General features: G+C 50.8%; 15 protein-coding genes. 13 read left to right on the forward strand and 2 right to left on the reverse strand.

Annotation, left to right across the window (positions count from 1 at the left end; all coding sequences use genetic code 11):
* Window positions 1-296: 296 nt before the first annotated feature.
* On the forward strand, window positions 297-1,550 hold the full coding sequence (locus tag SATMO3_RS07140) for an MFS transporter (protein ID WP_371379490.1): 1,254 nt from the start codon (window positions 297-299) through the stop codon (window positions 1,548-1,550).
* Between the two features lie 170 nt (window positions 1,551-1,720).
* Here the strand turns inward: SATMO3_RS07140 and SATMO3_RS07145 are convergent, their stop codons facing one another.
* On the reverse strand, window positions 1,721-3,043 hold the full coding sequence (locus tag SATMO3_RS07145) for a hypothetical protein (RefSeq protein WP_371379493.1): 1,323 nt from the start codon (window positions 3,041-3,043) through the stop codon (window positions 1,721-1,723).
* Between the two features lie 198 nt (window positions 3,044-3,241).
* Here SATMO3_RS07145 and menC (SATMO3_RS07150) point away from each other — a divergent pair, with 198 nt between their 5' ends.
* From menC (SATMO3_RS07150) to acsB, 6 genes are all read left to right on the forward strand, one after another.
* A complete protein-coding gene (gene menC / locus SATMO3_RS07150) occupies window positions 3,242-4,354 on the forward strand; it encodes an o-succinylbenzoate synthase (protein WP_371379495.1) in 1,113 nt (370 codons plus the stop codon).
* 212 nt (window positions 4,355-4,566) lie between these two features.
* Window positions 4,567-5,676 carry an o-succinylbenzoate synthase gene (gene menC, locus SATMO3_RS07155; protein ID WP_371379498.1) on the forward strand — a complete coding sequence of 370 codons (1,110 nt, stop codon included), beginning with the start codon at window positions 4,567-4,569 and terminating at the stop codon, window positions 5,674-5,676.
* A gap of 19 nt (window positions 5,677-5,695) precedes the next feature.
* Window positions 5,696-6,859: a M20 family metallopeptidase gene (locus SATMO3_RS07160; RefSeq protein WP_371379501.1), complete on the forward strand. Its 1,164-nt coding sequence runs from the start codon at window positions 5,696-5,698 to the stop codon at window positions 6,857-6,859.
* 178 nt (window positions 6,860-7,037) lie between these two features.
* A complete protein-coding gene (locus tag SATMO3_RS07165; protein ID WP_371379504.1) occupies window positions 7,038-9,314 on the forward strand; it encodes a DMSO/selenate family reductase complex A subunit in 2,277 nt (758 codons plus the stop codon).
* Window positions 9,311-9,895 (forward strand): DMSO/selenate family reductase complex B subunit, encoded by a 585-nt coding sequence (locus SATMO3_RS07170; protein ID WP_371379506.1) that lies wholly within the window; start codon window positions 9,311-9,313, stop codon window positions 9,893-9,895. The genes SATMO3_RS07165 and SATMO3_RS07170 overlap by 4 nt, the downstream gene beginning before the upstream one ends.
* Window positions 9,896-10,039: 144 nt before the next feature.
* Window positions 10,040-12,175: an acetyl-CoA decarbonylase/synthase complex subunit alpha/beta gene (gene acsB, locus SATMO3_RS07175; protein ID WP_371379509.1), complete on the forward strand. Its 2,136-nt coding sequence runs from the start codon at window positions 10,040-10,042 to the stop codon at window positions 12,173-12,175.
* Window positions 12,176-12,267: 92 nt separating this feature from the next.
* Here acsB and SATMO3_RS07180 read toward each other — a convergent pair whose 3' ends face one another.
* Window positions 12,268-13,338: a uroporphyrinogen decarboxylase family protein gene (locus tag SATMO3_RS07180; RefSeq protein ID WP_371379512.1), complete on the reverse strand. Its 1,071-nt coding sequence runs from the start codon at window positions 13,336-13,338 to the stop codon at window positions 12,268-12,270.
* Between the two features lie 175 nt (window positions 13,339-13,513).
* Between SATMO3_RS07180 and SATMO3_RS07185 the strand changes: the two genes are divergently transcribed.
* The 6 genes from SATMO3_RS07185 to SATMO3_RS07210 all read left to right on the forward strand — a co-directional run bounded on the left by SATMO3_RS07185 (window position 13,514) and on the right by SATMO3_RS07210 (window position 19,605).
* Complete coding sequence (locus SATMO3_RS07185; protein ID WP_371379515.1) at window positions 13,514-14,164, forward strand: corrinoid protein; 651 nt, start codon at window positions 13,514-13,516, stop codon at window positions 14,162-14,164.
* Between the two features lie 89 nt (window positions 14,165-14,253).
* Window positions 14,254-15,261 (forward strand): uroporphyrinogen decarboxylase family protein, encoded by a 1,008-nt coding sequence (locus tag SATMO3_RS07190; protein ID WP_371379518.1) that lies wholly within the window; start codon window positions 14,254-14,256, stop codon window positions 15,259-15,261.
* Between the two features lie 5 nt (window positions 15,262-15,266).
* Window positions 15,267-17,075 carry an ASKHA domain-containing protein gene (locus SATMO3_RS07195; RefSeq protein ID WP_371379520.1) on the forward strand — a complete coding sequence of 603 codons (1,809 nt, stop codon included), beginning with the start codon at window positions 15,267-15,269 and terminating at the stop codon, window positions 17,073-17,075.
* Between the two features lie 66 nt (window positions 17,076-17,141).
* Complete coding sequence (locus tag SATMO3_RS07200) at window positions 17,142-18,104, forward strand: methionine ABC transporter ATP-binding protein (protein WP_371379523.1); 963 nt, start codon at window positions 17,142-17,144, stop codon at window positions 18,102-18,104.
* Window positions 18,097-18,759, forward strand: coding sequence for a methionine ABC transporter permease (locus tag SATMO3_RS07205; protein WP_371379525.1), 663 nt, complete (start codon window positions 18,097-18,099; stop codon window positions 18,757-18,759). The genes SATMO3_RS07200 and SATMO3_RS07205 overlap by 8 nt, the downstream gene beginning before the upstream one ends.
* A 24-nt stretch (window positions 18,760-18,783) precedes the next feature.
* Complete coding sequence (locus tag SATMO3_RS07210) at window positions 18,784-19,605, forward strand: MetQ/NlpA family ABC transporter substrate-binding protein (protein WP_371381679.1); 822 nt, start codon at window positions 18,784-18,786, stop codon at window positions 19,603-19,605.
* Window positions 19,606-19,778 lie beyond the last annotated feature (173 nt).

Raw genomic sequence — 19,778 nt, forward strand, 5'->3', positions numbered from 1 at the left:
GACGTTTTAAGGACAGTTTCGGACTTGTATAATTAAAGCATTCAATAAGTCATATATATTAAATTCTGCCTGTTTCCACAAATAATGCGCACTAGGCAATGAAGCCATTAAAGCATAATTCTGCTTTAATGGCTATTTTTTTCCTGATAGAAAGTATAACTTTCGCCTGGATAAGGGCAACATCGGCTTCCACTTTCGCCAAAGGCTCGGCGTAAGCCGTGTTTTCTTTATAGGCGGTGGAGAAGGGGCGGCGCTCTGGTAACTTCTAATTCTGTAATAACGAGGGAGGACTACTGATGCAAACAGCCAAAGACATTTTCAACAAAACTGCTACCGGAAAGTATCTTGCATTTACCCTGCTTTATCTTGGATGGTGTATTTCTTATATCGACCGGGCGGCCATGAATATTGCCCTGGCTTCTATTGGCAAGGAGTTTAGTTTAAATCCGGCGTCAATGGGTGTAGTACTGAGTACCTTTTTTATCGGTTATGCCATCATGCAGCTTCCCGGCGGCTGGATGGCAGACAAGTTTGGTTCCAAGAAAATTGTTATCGGCTCCCTGCTGCTGTGGTCGGTATTTACCGCCTTTACCGGCTTGGCCTGGTCACTGGGCGCTTTAATTGTTATCCGCCTGTTATTTGGCTTAGGGGAAGGCGCTTTTCCCTGTGCCAGTTTTAAAGGCATTGCTGAGTATTTCCCCAAGAGTGAACGGCCGAAAATGATCGGCGCGCTGCTTTCCTCCAACTATATCGGCAGTGCCATTGCGCCTTTGGTTATTGCGCCTTTGCTCATGTATCTGGGCTGGCGGCAGATGTTCTTTACTATCGGTATTGCCGGTATTGTCTTTATTGCCGTGTACTGGTTCTTAATCAAACCGGCCAAAGTACAGGAGGAGGAAGAGCAGAAGGCGGCCGGCGCTCCCCCAATAAGCGCCAAAGAATTGCTGAAAATTCCCCTGATGTGGCAGCTGGTGATAGCCTGGTTTGCGCTTAGCCTGATAAACAAAGGTCTGGACTCCTGGATGCCTACCTATCTGCTGACTGTACGTCATTTAGACTTAAAATCAATTGGCCTCCTGACGCCTTTGCCGTTTGTTGCTGCCGGTCTGGCAACGGCCATGGGCGGCTGGGTTATGGATAAACTCTTTGACGGCCGGGAGAAATACCTGCTGGTCACGGCTGCGGCTTTAACTGCCTTTTTCCTGTATTTTATGTACACTGCGGAAACGGCTATCATGGTAATTGCCTTTCAAAGTCTGGTGTATTTCTTTAAATCCTTTGTTTTGGCAGGGGTTATGGCTATGCCTATGAAGATGCTGCCAGGCACGGTTGTTGGTTCCGCAACCGGCATGATCAACGTTGGCGGTCAGTCGGCCGGCTTTGTTTCCCCCATTATTATCGGTTTTATGATCAGTGCTTTCAACGGCTCCTATGATGCGGTCTTTTGGTTCCTGATCAGCTGTGCCTGCCTGTCGGCCATCTCCAGTCTGACAATAAAAAAAGGTGATAAACTTCCCGGCAATACCAAGGTGGCTCCTGAAGTATGCTAAGATACATGCCCGTCCCCAGGGACGGGCATGTGCTTTTGTAGCGCAGATAAACCAGATGAAGCTTTTCCCCGGGGGAGGAAAAGACAAAAGGAGGAACACACATGCTGGCCTATCACATTAAAAGGGTATCAGAGCTGGCTGCTGCCAGGCTGATACCCTTTTAATATTGGTTACGGTATGCAGATTTCGATGATTCTGCTAGGCCGGCCGGAATTGGCCAGCACGCGTTTGCCAACCTCGCAGCAGAAGCCATGCAGCGTTAGCTTGGCGACAATCCGGTTCATGGTTCTTAAGGTTACTCCGGTTAGTTCGGCCAGTTCGGCAGTGGTAAAACGGTTTTTGCCCTGCTGTTTAACAAGGCTGTAGATTTGAAAAACGGTGTTGACGCTGATGCCCGTTTTTTCCGAAACAGCCAGAAATTTTTGATCGATTTTGGGATTGGTGTTTGCCGGCTGGTTTATATCGTATGAGCGGATAGGGCCGATGATTTGATTGCCGCTGTAAACAATAAAGGCCGTATCGCCGCCGGCTTTACCGGCTCTTTCCATACCAATGCCGGCATTGATTTTGGCCTCTTGCGCTGTTTTTCCGTAACCCACGCCGGCGCTCAAGGTGCTGGAGGTATTTTTTCTTACAGCCGGGAGTAAGTCAATTTTTTCGTAATTGTTAGTTACATTCTCCAGCATTTGCTTGGTGGAAAAAAGCAGGAATTCCCGCAAACCTACTTCAATAACGGCAGCCTGAATTCTCTGGGCAAACAGATAAATTTCCCGCGTGACGTTAGTTTTATCAATGATATATTGGTACTCATTGTCATTGAGTAATGAGTACTCATGCGAGGCGTCTATTCTTAGGTATACAGCGACTATTTGGCTTTGCTGGCTGACCTGCAGCAGGTAGTTTAACTGTAATTTATGCAGTGTCTGTCTAATCACGTCGGCGGTAGGGTCGACGCGGAAGCAGGGGATTTTTTTAGCTGTTAATCGCTCGTGCACACTGGACAGGGCTGTGATACAGCAGGAAACCCGGTTGCATTCGTAGTGCTGCTCATGAAAGGCGCAGACATAATCGGCAAAATCGTTGGCCTGCGGTAGTGGCTTGGCAGTATATATTTGCAGCCGGTCTTTGTTTATGCCGATTTCTTCATAGGCTTCATACAACTGGGCGGTGTCATACAGATCCGAGCTTAGGCGGCAGATATCATACTTATTTAATAATGCAATGGACAGTAAGACCCGCAATAAGGCACTGCCGCTGCGGGGAACGAACTCCCAGGGAATGGTTTGTTTAATATGTTTTTCTGCATACGATAACGGCGTAGCGCCGGCAAATAAGATAACATCCAGAAAAGGCTGCTGCGGAGCGATGAGGGACGGAGCTTCCAGATAGGTCCTGTACGTCAGGGCAACCGGTTCAATTTGGTGAAATTCCCGTTTGATTATCTGAATGATTTTTTCGCCAGGTTCCTGTGGTCCTGCGATGCCTAGTTTCATGCCGGCCTCCTAACTCATTTGGGACAGTTTAAAGACGTTTTAAGGTCATGCTTCTCTATATATAATAGCATTAACCGGAAAAAACACAATGAAAACACATATCCCCGAATCAGGCAGTGTAGCCGCCGATTGCTGTAGAAAGCTGTCAGCGGCTATTTTGCTCTTTCTGCCTAAATATATTGTATGGAGGAACAGAAGATGAAACTGAAAAAAATAGTCTTGCGCAAGATGAAAATGGAGTTTAAGACCCCGTTTGAAGTTAGTTTCGGACGCATGAAAGATAAGAGTTTTATTGCGGTTGAGGTTCACGGCCGGGAGCATGTTGGCTACGGAGACTGTTCGGCCTTTGCCCACCCCTTTTACAATGAAGAAACCACCACTACCGCCTGGCACATTATTGAGGACTTTCTGGCGCCGCTGCTATTCAGCCAAGAAGAAATAAAGCATCCGGAAGAAGTATACTCCTTATTTGAGCATATCCGCCGCAATAAAATGGCCAAAGCCGCCCTTGACTGCGCTGTTTGGGATTTGTACGCCAAAGAGCAGAATATCCCGCTCGCTAAGGCTTTGGGCGGCATCAAAGACAAGGTGGAAACAGGCGTCAGCATTGGCATCCAGGCCACGGCCGACGATTTGCTGCGGGTAATTGACCAACATCTGGCCGAGGGGTATCGACGGGTCAAGGTAAAAATAAAACCCGGCAAAGACATTAACTATCTGGCAGCCGTACGCAAACAGTTTGGCGATATCATGCTGATGGCGGACGCTAACTCGGCTTATACCCTGAAGGATATAGACTTGTTCAAAGAACTTGACGACTTGAATCTCTTAATGATTGAACAGCCGCTGTCGCATGATGATATCGTCGATCATGCCAAACTGCAGGCGGTTATGAAAACCAGAATCTGTCTGGACGAAAGCATTCACTCGGTGGATGATGCCAGGCACGCCATTGAACTGGGCAGTACTAAAACCATCAATATCAAAGTGGCCCGGGTGGGTGGCCTGACAGCGGCTAAGAAGATTCATGATCTGTGTCAGTCTTACAATATTCCGGTTTGGTGCGGCGGGATGCTGGATACCGGTATTGCCAGGGCGCATAATGTTGCTGTCTCGTCACTGCCCAATTACCAATTCCCCGGTGATGTGCCCGCTTCCAACCGTTACTGGAAGCAGGACTTAACCACACCTGAACTGATTATTGATCAAAATGCCATGATTGAAGTTCCGCAAAAACCGGGAATTGGGTTTGTGCCGGTGCCGGAATTGATGGATGCTTTTACTTTTGAGAAAAAAGAAATTTTTAGATAGCCATAGGAAATCGTTATTGGATACTATCTAAAGCATTTGCCAGAGCAGGCGGGTGATGCATTGACAACGCTCCACCACTGGCGTTTAACTTCCGCTTTTGCCAACGCACCACCCGCCTGCAAAACTTTAATGCGTTGTATATAGCAGAAAAAACGCCGCAGCTAACAGGCGTTTTTTCTACTATTAAAATTCCCGGCAAAGGATGATGTGAGATGAGAATTGACCGTGTTGATATTATTCATGTTAAAAATCCGTTCGTGCATCCTTTTGAAACAAGTTTTGTCCGCTTTGTGGAACGGGATGCCTTACTCATCAAGATATATTCGGAAGGGTTGACCGGCTACGGCGAATGCAAGGCCTTCCATGCTCCGCTCTATAATTCGGAAGATAACGGGACTTGTCTCTATATACTTAAAAATTTCCTGGTGCCAAGCATCTTACATCAGGATATTGAGGGACCGGCCGAATTCATGGCCAAGGTTTCCTTCATTGTTGGCAACCGGTTAGCCAAAGCCAGCATCGAAAATGCGCTGTGGGACCTAAAGGCGCAGCGGGAGCAAAAGTCGCTTAAGGCCTTATGGGGCGGTGTCTATGAGGAAGTCAAGGTAGGTGTCAGTTTGGGGATTGAACCGACAATTCCCGCCTTGCTTAATAAAATCGAAAAATACCTGGCCGAAGGGTATCACCGGACCAAGTTAAAAATCAAACCGGGTAAGGATCTCGCGGTGCTGAAAGAGGTCAGACGGCATTATCCCGATATTACGCTAACTGTGGACGCCAATTCCGATTATACGCTGGCTGACATCGAGTTGTTTAAGGCCATGGACGAGTTTAACCTGGCCTATATTGAGCAGCCGCTGGCTGAAGATGATATTATCGATCATGCCGTGCTGCAAAAAGCCATCACAACGCCGATATGCCTGGACGAAAGCATTGTATCGGTGGATGCGGCCCGCAAAGCCATAGCTCTTAACAGCTGTAAAGTCATTAACATTAAGTCCAGCCGCTGCGGCGGAGTCGGTGAAGCAATAAAAATACATGACCTGTGCCGGGAACATAATATTCCCGTCTGGTGCGGCGGCATGACTGAGCTTGGCATTGGCCGCGTGCAGAATATTTCGCTGGCCAGCCTGCCAAACTTTACGCTGGCTCACGATATTGCGGCCAGCAGCCGGTACTTTGCCGAGGATATCACCGTGCCGGTCGTTACTACCACCGGGCGGTGCACCCTGCTTGTTCCGGATGAAAGCAACAGTATCTGCTATCAGGTGGATGAAAAGGCCATTGACCGGATGCTGGTCGGACGGGAAGTATTCAGATAAATAAACGGAGGAAAAATATATGGGCAGTAAAGAGAAAGCTTTTAACTACATCGACAGTCGCCGGAACGATATGCTGGCGTTATGGCAGACCCTTGTAAACATAGATAGCGGCCCTGATAATAAGACCGGTATTGATAAATTGCAAAATACCATTAAAGCAATACTGGAAGGGGATGGAGCGGTTGTCCGGCTGATTGAATACGAGCAGGCCGGCAATATGCTGATCGCCGAGATCGGTACAGAACGTAGCCGGCCGGGGGTTATCTTTTTAGGACATATTGATACGGTGTTTAAAACCGGCACAGCTAAGCAGCGGCCTTTTACTATAAACGCCGGTAAAGCCTATGGTCCGGGGGTGCTTGATATGAAGGGCGGCGTAGTGGCCTTTCTCTATGCCATAAAAGCCCTTAATGCCGCCGGGTTCTCCGAACGCCCAATCAAAGTGCTGCTGGCAGGAGATGAAGAGACCGGCCATGCCGCAACAAATGCCGCCGAAGTTATTTGCCAGGAAGCTGCCGGCTGTATTGCGGCATTTAATTGTGAGACCGGTTTTGCCGATAATGCCATGGTAATTGGGCGTAAGGGCGTTGCCAGGTTTGATCTGGAAGTCAGGGGCAAAGCCGCACATGTGGGTAATGACCCGGAAAATGGGCGCAGCGCCATAGTGGAAATTGCTTACAAACTTATCGAGATCGAGAAGCTCACAGACTGGGAAGCAGGCATCACCTTTAATGTCGGGCGCATTGAAGGCGGTACGGCGCCAAATGCAACGCCTGATTATGCCAAGATAACAATAGATGTTCGCTTTAGCAGCGTCAGCGACTACCCAAGAATTAGAAAGCAGCTTGAAACCATCACTGCCAGGACCTATGTGCCGGGTACTGAAACGATATTAACAACCGGTGTCATTTTTAAGCCAATGGAGGCAACAGATGGCGTAAAGCGTCTCTTTACGCTGGTAAAAGAAGTTTCCAGTGAAAGCGGTTTTGAATTGCCCTATGCTAAGCAGGTAGGTGGCGGCTCCGACTCGGCCTATACCGTCAGTGCCGGTGTATCTACCATATGTGCAATGGGGGTAAAAGGCGGGCGAAATCACAGCCCGGAGGAATATGCTATTGTTGAAACCTTGTTTGAGAGGGCCAAGCTGCTGGCTGCCTGTGTCATGAAGCTTGACACACTGTAATTGGAGTTACTTTATGCGCTGCGCTTATCACTCCAGTCATAATACTTGATTACGTCCGGAACCGGCGCTTTCCGTAAACGGCTTTGACCTCTGCAGTGCTGCTATTACTTATGGACACGAGGAAAATAAGCCGGTACAATGTCTACATAGACAGTAAGCCCTAGGAGAGGAAGCAGCCATGAGTCATTTGCCACCGGAAGAAAAGCTAATTCCCACCAGTTGTGTTCACAATTGCAGCGGGCGCTGCTTCTTGCACGCGCATGTTAAAGACGGTAAGCTTATCAGGCTGTCGCCCGGCGAAGAGGGGCCGGACAGCCCGGATTGCCCTCAAACCAGAGCCTGTCTGCGCGGCCTTGCTCAGCGTCACTGGCTGGACCACCCTGACAGACTGCAATACCCTCTGAAACGGGTGGGGAAGCGCGGCGAAGGGCATTTTCAAAGAATTAGCTGGGATGAAGCGATCACTGCCATTGCGGCGGAAATGACCCGGATTAAGGAAGCGTACGGCAATGCCGCCATGTATTTAAACTATGGCACAGGCGTGTACGGTCAGATCAGCCAGTCCTGGATTGACGACAGCAGCCGGGGGGCACTGCCGCGGTTTTTCAACCTGTTTGGCGGTTTTCTGGGCTACTATAATACCTACAGTGCGGCCTGTTACAGCGCGGCTGCCCCGTATACCTTCGGGGAGGTGGAAGGCCAGTCGCCGGATGATCTCTTAAATGCCGGGCTGATCGTACTGTTTGCCGACAACCCGGCCGAGACAAGAATGGGCGGGGCTAATATTCCGCATTATTTAAGTCTGGCCAAAGAGCGGGGAGCCAAGATTATTGTTATTGATCCGCGGCACAGTGATACGGCCGCCAGTTTGGCCGATAAGTGGATTCCGGTCAAGCCGACGACCGACAATGCGCTGATGGCGGCGCTTGCTTATGTACTGATCAGCGAAGAGCTTGTTGATCAGGCCTTCCTGGATCAATACTGCCTAGGCTTTGATGAGGCTCATATGCCGCCAGGTATTCCGGCCGGCCAGTCTTATAAAAGTTATATTATGGGCCTGGGTGAGGACAAAATTGCCAAATCGCCGGCCTGGGCGGAAGCCGTCACCGGTGTTCCCCGGGAGGATATAGTCAGTCTGGCCCGTGAAATTGGTTTGACCAAGCCTTGTGCTCTTGTTCAGGGACTTGGCTGGCAGCGGCACGCGTACGGTGAGCAGGCGGTAAGAGCGTTGCCGGTGCTGGCGGCCATGACCGGCAATATTGGCCGAGAGGGCGGCGGCCCGGGACTGCGCCCGGGCGGACATAAAATGCCGATGGGGTGGATGCCGGCCGGAACGAATCCGGTTAAAGCCCGGATTTCCTGCTTTACCTGGACGGACGCCATTCGCCGCGGGCAGGAGATGACTGCCGCCGATGGAGTAAAGGGCGCTAAACGCTTACCGGCCAATATTAAAATGATCTGGAATTATGCTTCAAATACTTTGATTAACCAGCATGCCGACATTAACGCCACCGCTAAACTGCTGGCAGACGAACGGCAATGCGAATTTATTGTTTTGCATGATTTGTTTATGACACCCAGTGCCAAATTCGCCGATATCGTGCTGCCTGATGTCAGTCATTTTGAACGGGAGGATATTGTTACCTTTTCAGCGGGCATTGCCTATGCCATTTACCACCGGAAAGTCCGCGAGCCTATGTATGAATGCCGCAGTGTTTATGATGTATGCAGTGCGTTGGCCGGGAAGCTAGGTTTTGCTGAGGCCTATACCGGCGGAAAGACGGAACAGGACTGGCTGCGGGAGTGCGTCCGCGAAGCGCAGCGGCAGGACGCGGAGTTTCCGGACTTTGAAGAATTTCGCAGGATTGGCATCTATAAAAAGAAGCCGGCCAGGCCGATCATTGCTTATGAGCGGCAGATCCGGGATGTATCGGCCAACCCGTTTGCTACGCCCTCCGGCAGGATCGAGATATTTTCCCCAAGACTGTGGGAAATGAATAACCCGCTTATTCCGGCCATCCCTAAATACCTGCCCGCCTGGGAAGGACCTGACGACCAGCTGGCGGAAAGATTCCCCCTGCAGTGTATTGGCTATCATTCCAAGCGGCGGGTACACTCCACCTTTGATAACCTTGCTGTGCTCGAGGAAGCCGTCCCTCAGGAAATTTGGCTCAATCCAGGGGATGCCGGGGCACGGGGACTACAGAGCGGTGAAAAGGCCAGGGTTTTCAACGACCGGGGGGAAGTGGTGATACCCGTCAAGGTAACACCCAGAGTCAGGCCGGGTGTTGTCGCCATTCCCCAGGGGGCCTGGTGGCAGCCTGATACCAGGGGAATAGACCACCGCGGCAATATTAATACGCTGACAAAATATCAGCCTACTCCGCTGGCGTTTGGCAATCCCCAGCATACCAACCTGGTGGAAGTGGTCAAATGGGAGGGGGATGCAGAATGAATGGCCAAATCGGTTTTCATTTTCGCCAGGACCGGTGTATTGGCTGCACAACCTGCCAGATTGCCTGCAAGGAGAAAAATCACCTGCCGCTGGGAATCCTGTTTCGCAAGGTGCGGGAACTGGCAGGCGGCGGCTACTCTCAAAGCGGTCAGGGAGTGGCTAACAACGTGTATGCCTATTGGCTGTCGTTAACCTGCAATCATTGCCAAGAGCCGCTTTGCGCCGCCAGCTGCCCGGCGGGAGCTATCCGAAAACAGCGGGAAAATGGAATTGTGATTGTCAATCCGGATGTGTGCACCGGCTGCCGGCGGTGCATGGCGGCTTGTCCCTACGGCGCGCTGCACTATGATCCCCGGGTGCAGAAAGCAGCCAAATGCGACTTTTGTTCGGAACTGCTCACGCGCGGTGAAAGCCCGGCCTGTGTGTCAGCCTGTCCCATGCGCGCCTTGCAGCATGGTCTTATCGGGGAACTGCAAAAACGACATGGCAGTATAGCGCAGATACCAGGAATGCCACAGCCTGATATCACGAAACCGTCCCTGGTAATTACGCCCCACAAGAACGCCCGGATAATTAAATGACTAAGTAAAATGAATGCCTAAAGCAGTTGCTTTAGGCATTCAATATTTTCTATGATTTCCTGATTTTTGCAGGAATACGCCGGGTATGCTAGAATAGTAGGAAGTATGTAAAAATAATAACGTGCTCCTGAAGGAGGCATGCTCATGTCGAAACAAATTTGTGAACTGGCTTATCAGGGAGCTTCCACTGCGGTAAGTGTTGCCGAAAAGCTCCTTACGGAAGCCATCGAAAAACACGGTGCTGAAGCACCGGTAAAGTATCCCGATACGGCGTACAAGCTGCCCATGGTTACCGCCTTAAGCGGTGAGGAAGTAACGACTTTAGGTGATATTGTTCCTGTTTTGCAAAGGATTAAAGAAAATAACCTGCGGCCTGAACCTGAATTAGGCAATGCCCTCTTGTCCGGGGAAGCTACTTTGTATGCCGGTGAAATCATTGAAGCCCTGCGGTATGTCGGCGGGGCCAAACCTGATGAACCGCCTTATACCGGCTTTTTGCCTGATCCTATTCTCCGCAAATTCGGGGTGCCGCTGGTTGACGGCACTATTCCCGGCGTAGCCGTTGTCACCGGCAAGGCTAAGGACGCCAAAGCCGGCGCTGCCCTTGTTAAGGATCTGCAGTCCAAGGGCATCCTGGTTATGCTGGTTAATGACATTATTGAGCAATGTATTGAAGAAAATATTAAAGTCGGTGTGGATTACCTGACTTTCCCGCTGGGAAAATTCACGCAGATTATTCATGCCGTTAACTTTGCGGCCCGGGCCGGTTTGGCCTTTGGCGGCGTACCCAAAGGGGCTCGCGAGCAAATGCTGGACTATCAGAAACGGCGGGTGCCCGCTTTTGTTATTGCGTTGGGTGAATTGGACGCCGTTACCGTGGCCATTGGCGCCGGGGCGCTGTTTATGGGCTTCCCTATTGTCACCGATCAGGCGCTGCCGCCGGAGCTTACCATCCCTGGCCTCCTGGAGCCGCAGCCGGAGTATGATAAAATCGTCAAGCTGGCTTTAGAACTCCGCGGCATTAAACTTAAAATCGTGGATATCCCTGTCCCCATTACCGTTGGCCCGGCTTTTGAAGGCGAAACCATCCGTAAGAAAGAAGCCTGGGTCGAGTTCGGCGGCGGGCGTGCACCAGGCTTCGAGCTTGTCCGGATGTCCAGCGCCGAAGAGGTTGAGGACGGAAAAATCGAGGTTATCGGGCCGGAAATCGACGAGATGCCGGAAGGCAGTGTATTCCCGTTAGGCATTATGGTGGATATTTATGGCCGTAAGATGCAGGAAGATTTTGAAGGGGTGCTGGAGCGCCGTATCCATTATTTCATCAACTACGGCGAAGGTCTCTGGCATGTTGCCCAGCGTGATCTGTGCTGGCTCAGGATTAGTAAAGGCGCTCAGGCCGCCGGTTTTAAAATCCGTCATTACGGCGAGCTCTTAATTGCCAAGTTCAAGTCGGATTATCCGGCGATAGTCGACCGGGTACAAGTAACCCTGATTACCGATGCCAAGGCTATCGAAGAAAAAATTGCCATCGCCCGTGACAAATACCAGGCCCGCGATGCCCGTCTGAAAGGCCTGACCGACGAGTCGGTCGACACCTTCTACTCCTGCACCCTATGTCAGTCGTTCGCGCCTAATCATGTATGCATTGTTTCCCCCGAGCGCGTTGGCCTGTGCGGAGCGGTAAGCTGGCTGGATGCCAAGGCTTCCAACGAAATTACGCCGACAGGCCCCAATCAGCCGATCGAAAAGGGCGAGTGCGTCGATGCCGAAAAAGGCATGTGGCAGAACCTGAATGATTTCCTCCACACGGCCTCCAACCGCACGCTGGATGAGGTCAACCTGTACACCCTGATGGATAAGCCCATGACTTCCTGCGGCTGTTTTGAAGCCATTATCGCCGTGCTGCCGATGACCAACGGCGTGATGATCACCACCCGTGAACATTCTGGTGACACTCCTTGCGGCATGACCTTCTCCACGCTGGCCGGCACCTGCGGCGGCGGCGTACAGACGCCCGGCTTTATGGGCATTGGCCGCCGGTATATCGTCAGTTCCAAGTTTATCACGGCTGACGGCGGGCTGGGACGGGTTGTCTGGATGCCGAAGGAACTGAAAGACTATCTCCGGGATGAAATCACCGAACGGGCTACTCTCCTCGGACTTGGCGCCGATTTTATCGATAAAATTGCCGACGAGACGGTTGGCATAACCGAAGAAGAAATCTTGCCTTTCCTGGAAGAGAGACAACATCCGGCTTTGAAAATGGACCCGTTAATGTAACGGTATAAAAAAATGGAAAGATAACCCTGGCTGCCAGGGTTATCTTTTTTCGTCTTGCTAAATATCAATTTTCGCCTGGATAAAGGCAACAATTACTTCAGCCGCTCCGGATCGATCGGCCATTTGCCGTATTGCCTGGCGGCATCCATCATGGCAATTACATTTTGCGCCGGCGTACCTACCGACAGACCACAGCCGCTGGATAAGATAAACCCTTTCGGGCTGTCATAGGCTTTCAACAGGCAGTCCTTTACTTCGCCGGCAACCTGCCGGGGGGTTCCCTTCCAGAGTGTATACGGCTTTACATTACCCGCCAGGCAGACTGTGTGGCCCACCTTGCTTTTGGCTTCAGCCAGGTCAATCTGGTTATCCAAACTGAGTACAGTAGCGCCGGCATCGACCATGTCCGCCAGAATTGGCATGGTATCACCGCAAATATGGAGAAAAGGACCGCTGCCCCACCGTTTGCTAATCCGGTCGGCGTATTGTTTCAGGTAGGGTTTGGCGAACTCCCGGAAATGTTTGGCGCTGATCAACGTGCCGGAGGCAGTGGGTTCGGAGATGCTTGGTTTAATGCCCATATCGCACAGCACGTCAATAAATATGAGGACATTGTTAGTCACACACTGCAATAAACGGTGCACCTGAGCAGGATTGCGGCAGATATCCCGGAGAAATTGGTCAGTGCCGCGGACGGCCGCCGCCGTGGTAAGCGGTCCGCCGACCGAACAGCCTACTGCAGCGCGTTCCCCAACGGCTTTCTGAACTATTTTGAGCGCTTCCAGGATAAGCGGCAATCTCCCGGAACGGTACGGGTCGATTAACCCCAGCCTGTCAATGTCATCATAACTGGCCAGCGCCGGTGCCGCAACAAAGGGAATGCCATCCTCGGGAAAAGTCAGCCTTGTGCCGATGGCTTCGGCTATCCCAAACAACCCTGGCCCGGAGCCAATCGAATCGGTTTCATAGGTTTCGAAGGCATGAATTTGCGCCTGGGCCATAAGTGTGGCCGAATGATAATACTGTGGCATGGGGCCGCCGGCCAGGCTGTAGACTTGGTCGGTAGCCAAGGGCATGCAGGGTATCCGGTCAAGGGGCTGTCCGGCCGCGAAGGCCTTCATTCGCTCCTTGGGGGTCATTTGGTCCTTCCAGGTAGTTTTCATGGATTGTCCTCCCGCTTCCTTTAACCTTGCACGTTAATGGCTAAAGAATTATTATATATATTTATTAATAATTATCTATAATAAATTGAACTCCTGCTTTATTTTAGCAGGAGTTCAATTTATTGGGATAGAAAAAACATATGAGTTTAATAAATTTTTTATGGGGAGTGCAAGCATGAGTAAACAGGATATTTTGGCGGAACTGGCTAACGCAGTTGTCGAAATGGATGAAGAAGGTGCGCAAGCGGCGGCAAAAGCGGCTGTTGCCGCCGGTATAGACGCCTATGAAGCGATTACGCAAGGTTTGGTAAAGGGTATGAATATTGTTGGTGATAAGTATGAGGACCAGGAGTATTTTATTCCGGAAGTACTGCTTTGTTCTGACGCCATGATTGCCGGCCTGGAAATTCTTAGGCCTCATTTGCCCAAGGACTATAATCAGGACGCTGAAAAAATCGTAATTGGCGTTGTCCAGGGCGATACCCATGATATCGGTAAAAACCTGGTTAAAATCATGCTGGAGGCTGCTGGCTTTGAAGTGTATGATTTGGGCCGCAATGTCCCCCTGCAGGCCTTTGTTGATAAAGCCCAGGAAGTGGGCGCCACCATTGTTGCCATGGCGACCCTGATGACCACCACCATGGAGGGAATGCGTGTCGTTGTCGAAGAATTGGAGAAACGCGGCATGCGCGATAAAGTTACCGTGATGATTGGCGGTGGGCCCATTTCCCAGGCTTTTGCCGATGAAATCAAAGCCGACCTGTATGCCTCAGACGCCAATGTGGCTGTCCGGCAGCTAAAAGCCCGTAAGACAGCAGTTGCCTGAGCGAACTGAAGGCAGGTCCAATCAGGCCCAGGCAGTCTGGGAGATTATCGTGTGCAGTTTATGGCCAATGTAAAAATGGAGTGATGCGGGTGAGTTTTACAGAGAAATCACGGCTTAAAGCCGCTTTAGCCGGGGAAGAGGCCGATCGTTCGCCGGTAATCTGCCCTGGTGGAATGATGAGTGCGGCTACGACAACAGTACTCAAAGAATTTGCCGGCAGTTTTCACACCGATCCGCTTGTTATGGCTCAGGTAGCGGAAGCCATCCGGTCACATACCGGTTTTGAAAATCTGGGCGTACCTTTTTGTATGACGGTGGAAGCCGAAGTGTTTGGCAGTACTGTCGATATGGGTGATGCCGGCGTGGAACCCTGTGTCACCCGGTATGGGGCAGAGCAACTGGATTCTATCCTGGACAGGCCGTTGCCTGATCCGGCCGGCGGCGGCAGATCGGCCGTTATTCTTGGTGCTATTCAAGAATTGTCCGCCCGTAATCAGGAGGTCCCTATCATCGGCAACCTGACCGGGCCCATAAGTTTAGCCACCTCGATTATGGACCCTTTGATTTTTTTTCGCCTGATGCGGAAAAAACCGGCGGAAGTACAAAGCGTACTGGATTATTTAACTGATTATCTGGTGACTTTTGCCCGTAATCAGGTTGCCGCCGGCGCAGATGCCATTGCCATTGCCGATCCTACTGCCACCGGTGAAATTATCGGCGGGGCCAATTTCCGCCGGTTTGCAATTCCGCTCTTATCCCGTCTCATCAGGGAGATAGAGCGAACAGGGGCCGGCGCTATCGTGCATATCTGCGGTGATGCCACCGTGCTGCTCGACTCCTTAAATGAACTGGACGGCGCGGCCTTCAGTTTCGACTCCATCGTAAACCTGGCGAAGGCTAAGAGCGTTTTAGCCAATAAACCTGTCATGGGCAATATCAATACCCAAATGCTGCACACCGGCGAGCCGCAGCGGATTAGACAATATGTGAACATTCTGCTGCAGCAGGATATCGACATTATTGCACCGGCCTGCGGGATTAGCCTGGCAACGCCGCAGGCCAATCTTAAGGCGCTTACCGGTGCTGTGAAAGGATAATACTCTTGAAGCGTTTACACGAAATTACAGTTAGTCCGGGCGGCAGAACCGTTATCGCCGCGGAAGGCGCTACGCTGCTGCAGGCGGCCAGGACAGCGGGCCTGGCGCTGGAGGCGCCCTGCGACGGACGTGGCACCTGCGGCAAATGCCAGGTTAAAGCTGCCGGAGCTCTGAGCGTTCCGAACGAAACAGAGCGCAAATGGCTGGAGCAACAGCAAACTCAAGGCCTGCGGTTAGCCTGCCAGGCCAAAATCCTGGGGCCGGCAGAGGTGGAACTGCCGGGCGGTCAGCAGGATGGTTTTATTACTGTGGCCGCAGGCCAGGGTATAGAATGGCCGCTTGACCCGCCAGTGTATAAGCTAGTCTCTGGCCGGTTTGGCTCTCAGGAGGACCAGCGTGATCTGGCCATGGGATTTTCCCCTCAATTCCCGGATAATTACGCTGCGCTGCTCAAGGAACTGGCTGTAAATTATAAACAAGGAATTACGCATATGGAAGCCGTCGTTAACAATGGCAAACTGCTGGACTGGCATTACCAGCCCGGGCGTACGTGTTACGGGGTTGCTTTGGATATCGGCACAACAAGTGTTGTTGCCGAACTTTTTAATTTAGCGAGCGGCTGTAGCTTGGGCGTGCGCTCCTGTTTAAATCCTCAAACCGAGTTTGGCGGCGATGTGCTGACAAGAATAGCCTTTGCCGGTAAACTGGCGGAAGGAACCCTTTTATTGCAGGAAAAGATAATTGCCGGCATTAACCGGTTGCTGGAACAGCTGATTGCTGCCCGGCAGCTGGACAGCAGGGATATCTATCATATGGTTGTCGCCGGCAATACTACCATGCAGCATTTGCTGCTGGGGATAGCGCCGCATTCCTTAGCCTGCGCACCTTATCGCCCGGTTTTTCTTCAGCAGGTGGAAGTGAGTGCCGCTAAACTTGGACTTGCCATGTCTCCCCGCGGTGTCGTTACTGTTCTGCCTTCAGCGGCCGCCTTTGTCGGCGCCGATATTGTAGCCGGTCTGTTGGCGGCAGGTCTCAGCCATTGCCCGGACACGGCCTTGTTTATCGATATCGGGACCAACGGCGAAATTGTAGTTTGTAAGGACGGGGAGCTTGTGGGAACTTCCTCGGCAGCGGGACCGGCGCTGGAAGGGATGAATATTACCTGTGGCTGCCGGGCCGAGCCAGGGGCCATCGAAGGCGCTGCCATATCCGGTGACGGGACTGTGAAACTCAAGGTTATCGGTGGCGGCCAGCCAACCGGAATCTGCGGCAGCGGGCTCATTGATTTGATTGTCGAGCTTGTCAGGCATGGCGTGATTACCGCCAGCGGACGATTTGCGAACCCTGAGAAATTGACGCCGCAGCTGGCGTCGCGTCTTGTCACAATGGATGGCAAGCCTTGTTTTTCCCTTTCTGAGGACGGACGCGTGTTTCTAACCCAGAAGGATGTCCGGCAGGTTCAATTGGCCAAAGGCGCTATCAGGGCCGCTATCGATCTTTTGCTAAAGGAAATACACGTAGAGTTTAGTGAGATACATGAGATTCTGGTGGCAGGCGCTTTTGGTTTTCATTTGCAGCCGGCTTCCCTGGCAGGGATCGGCTTATTGCCGGCTGCCTGCCAGAGTAAAATACGCTTTGTCGGCAATACGGCCAAAGAGGGGGCCAGGGCGGTGCTCTTAAACCGCCGGGCCGGTGCTGAAGTGGAGCAAATCGGTCAGGACCTGAAAATTATCGAGCTGTCGCTGCAGCCGGAATTTCAGGATTATTTTGTCCGGGCGCTGGCTTTTCCCCCGCAAGCGGCTGTTGACGTGTGAGTGCTGTTTTTCCTCCCGGCCAAAATTGACACAGTAGACGCAGATGCATGATAAAGGGTGAGTTGCTTGATAGAAATACGGAATTTACAAAAGTCTTATGGTGACATTAAAGTTTTGAAAAATATTAATTTAACCATCCAGGACGGAGAAATTTATGGACTTGTCGGCCGGAGCGGCGCTGGAAAATCGACTCTTTTGCGCTGCATTAACGGATTGGAAAAATATGACTTAGGCAGTGTGAAAATCGACGGCTTCGAAATCAGCCAGCATAGTGATCACGAAATAAGGCAGTTCAGAAAAAATATTGGTATGATTTTTCAGCATTTCTCTTTAATGGAGAGAAAAACCGTATACCAGAATGTGGCGTTACCGCTGGAATGCTGGGGCTACAACAAGGGTGAGATTGACAAGCGCGTCCGGGAATTATTAAAGCTTGTTGATATTGAAGATAAAATCCATGACAAACCCCGGGTATTGAGCGGCGGGCAGAAGCAACGGGTAGCCATTGCCCGGGCCCTGTCGCTGAATCCCAAAATTTTACTTTGTGATGAGGCGACATCGGCCTTAGACCCGAAAACGACGAAAGCCATTTTGCTGCTGTTAAAGAAGATAAGTGAAAGCCTGGGGATTGCCGTCGTTTTTGTCACCCATCAAATGGCGGTGGTCAGGGCCATCTGCCATAAGGTTTCTATTCTGGAAGACGGCGAAATTATGGCCAATGGCACGGTCGGCAGTATCTTCCTTAATCAGCCGCAGGCGCTTAAGAATCTGCTCGGGGACGAAAACGAGGAATTCATAGCGGCGACCGGCAAAAATATCCGTATTGCTTATGCCGATAATAGTCAAATCTTGTCGGCAATGGCCAAAGAACTGGATATCGGTTTTTCGATTGCCTGGGCCAAGGTGGAAAAGTACCGGGATGGTGTGCTTGGCTCCATTGTAATTAATATTGATGAGGGCAATGTGCAAAAAGTAGGCGATTACCTAACCGCGGCCGGCGTCAAATGGGAGGCGGTACACAGTGAGTAGTTCGCAGATTTATACCCTGATTCACAGCATTGTGCTGCCCGAGCTTACCAAAACGCTGTTTATGGTGGGCGTAGCCACGGCAGTGTCCTCCATAATCGGTATCGGGCTGGCCATTTTATTAATTATTACCTATAAAGACGGGCTAAAGCCTAATAAATATGTTTATCAGGCCTTAAACACCGTTATCAATATTGTCCGTTCTTTCCCGTTTATCATTTTGCTGGTGGCGATCATCCCGGTTACCCGGGCCATAGTCGGAACATCCATTGGCGAAAAGGCCGCGATTGTGCCGCTAACCATTGCCGGTGCGCCGTTTATTGCCCGGATTATTGAAGGCAGTTTGCGTGAGGTTGACAAGGAACTGATTGAGGCGGCGAAATCCTTTGGCGCCAGCAATTTTCAAATCATCTTCAAGATTATGCTGCCGGAGGCGGTGCCATCAGTTATTTCCGGCATTACGCTGGCCATTGTTTCCATACTGGGCTGCACGGCCATGGCCGGCGCCGTTGGCGCCGGTGGACTGGGAGCTGTGGCCATCACTTATGGCTATGCCAATTTTGACAACACAATCATGTATGGTACGGTTTTTTTCCTTATTATACTAGTGCAGGTTATTCAGTCGATAGGTAACTACTTATACAAAGTACTAAAATAAAGTTATGGAGTGGTAAACGTGAATATGAAAAAAGCAATGGCCCTGTTGTTAATTTGTCTGCTTGGCCTTAGCGTGGTTGGCTGCGGGAACTCTAAAAGCGCCGATACAGCAGCCAGTTCCCAGGAAAAGAAGAGTATCACGGTGGGAACGTCCCCGATCTTTAAGGATATTGTAGCTGCAGCCAAAGAAGATTTCGATAAAGACGGCTATGTTTTAAATATAAAGGTTTTTGATGATCTGGTAACTCCTAACATCGCCTTGCAGGAAGGCAGTATTGATGCTAATGTCTACCAGCACGGGCCCTATCTGGAACAGTTCAATCAAAACAAAGGCACTACTCTTGCTCCTTATAACGGCGGCCTAGTTAAATACTTTATGGGTGTTTTTTCCAAAAAAATAAAAAACATTAACGACTTGCAGGCTGGCGCCACCGTATCCATCCCGAATGACCCGAGCAACCGGTCACGGGCTTTGAAAATGCTGCAGGCCAACGGGTTAATTAAGCTTAAGGACGGCGCGGCTATGCCAACCAAACTGGATATTGTGGAAAACAAGAAAAATTTGAATATCGTCGAGATGGATGTTATGAAGCTGGTCAGTTCGCTTGATGATGTTGACTGCTCCACTATCAATTCGGTTATTGCCGTTCAAGGCAATGTGGATCCCAAATCGGCCATTGCGTTGGAGGATAAAGCCGAAAGCGACAAATACTCTATTGTGATTGCCGTGCAGAAGGACCAAAAGGTTGATAAAACTATAGCCAGATTGGAAACCGCCCTGAAATCGGACAAGGTTAAAAAGTTCCTGGAAGAAAAATATAAAGGGGCGATAGTGCCGTTATTCTAACTTAACCTAAGTCGCAAGTAGGAAGAAAGACTGCCGGTTTTCGACTGTAATGTTGGAGACCGGCAGTTTTTTCAATAAGGAATGGTTTCTTTGTTAACCGGGTAAAAGGAGTTTGCGGCAAAGTTAAAATGCGTGCGCGGGATTGTTCAAAAGGAATTTTACACTGGAATATG

It is taken from the genome of Sporomusa aerivorans, from assembly GCF_041428895.1.
GTDB lineage: Bacteria > Bacillota > Negativicutes > Sporomusales > Sporomusaceae > Sporomusa > Sporomusa aerivorans.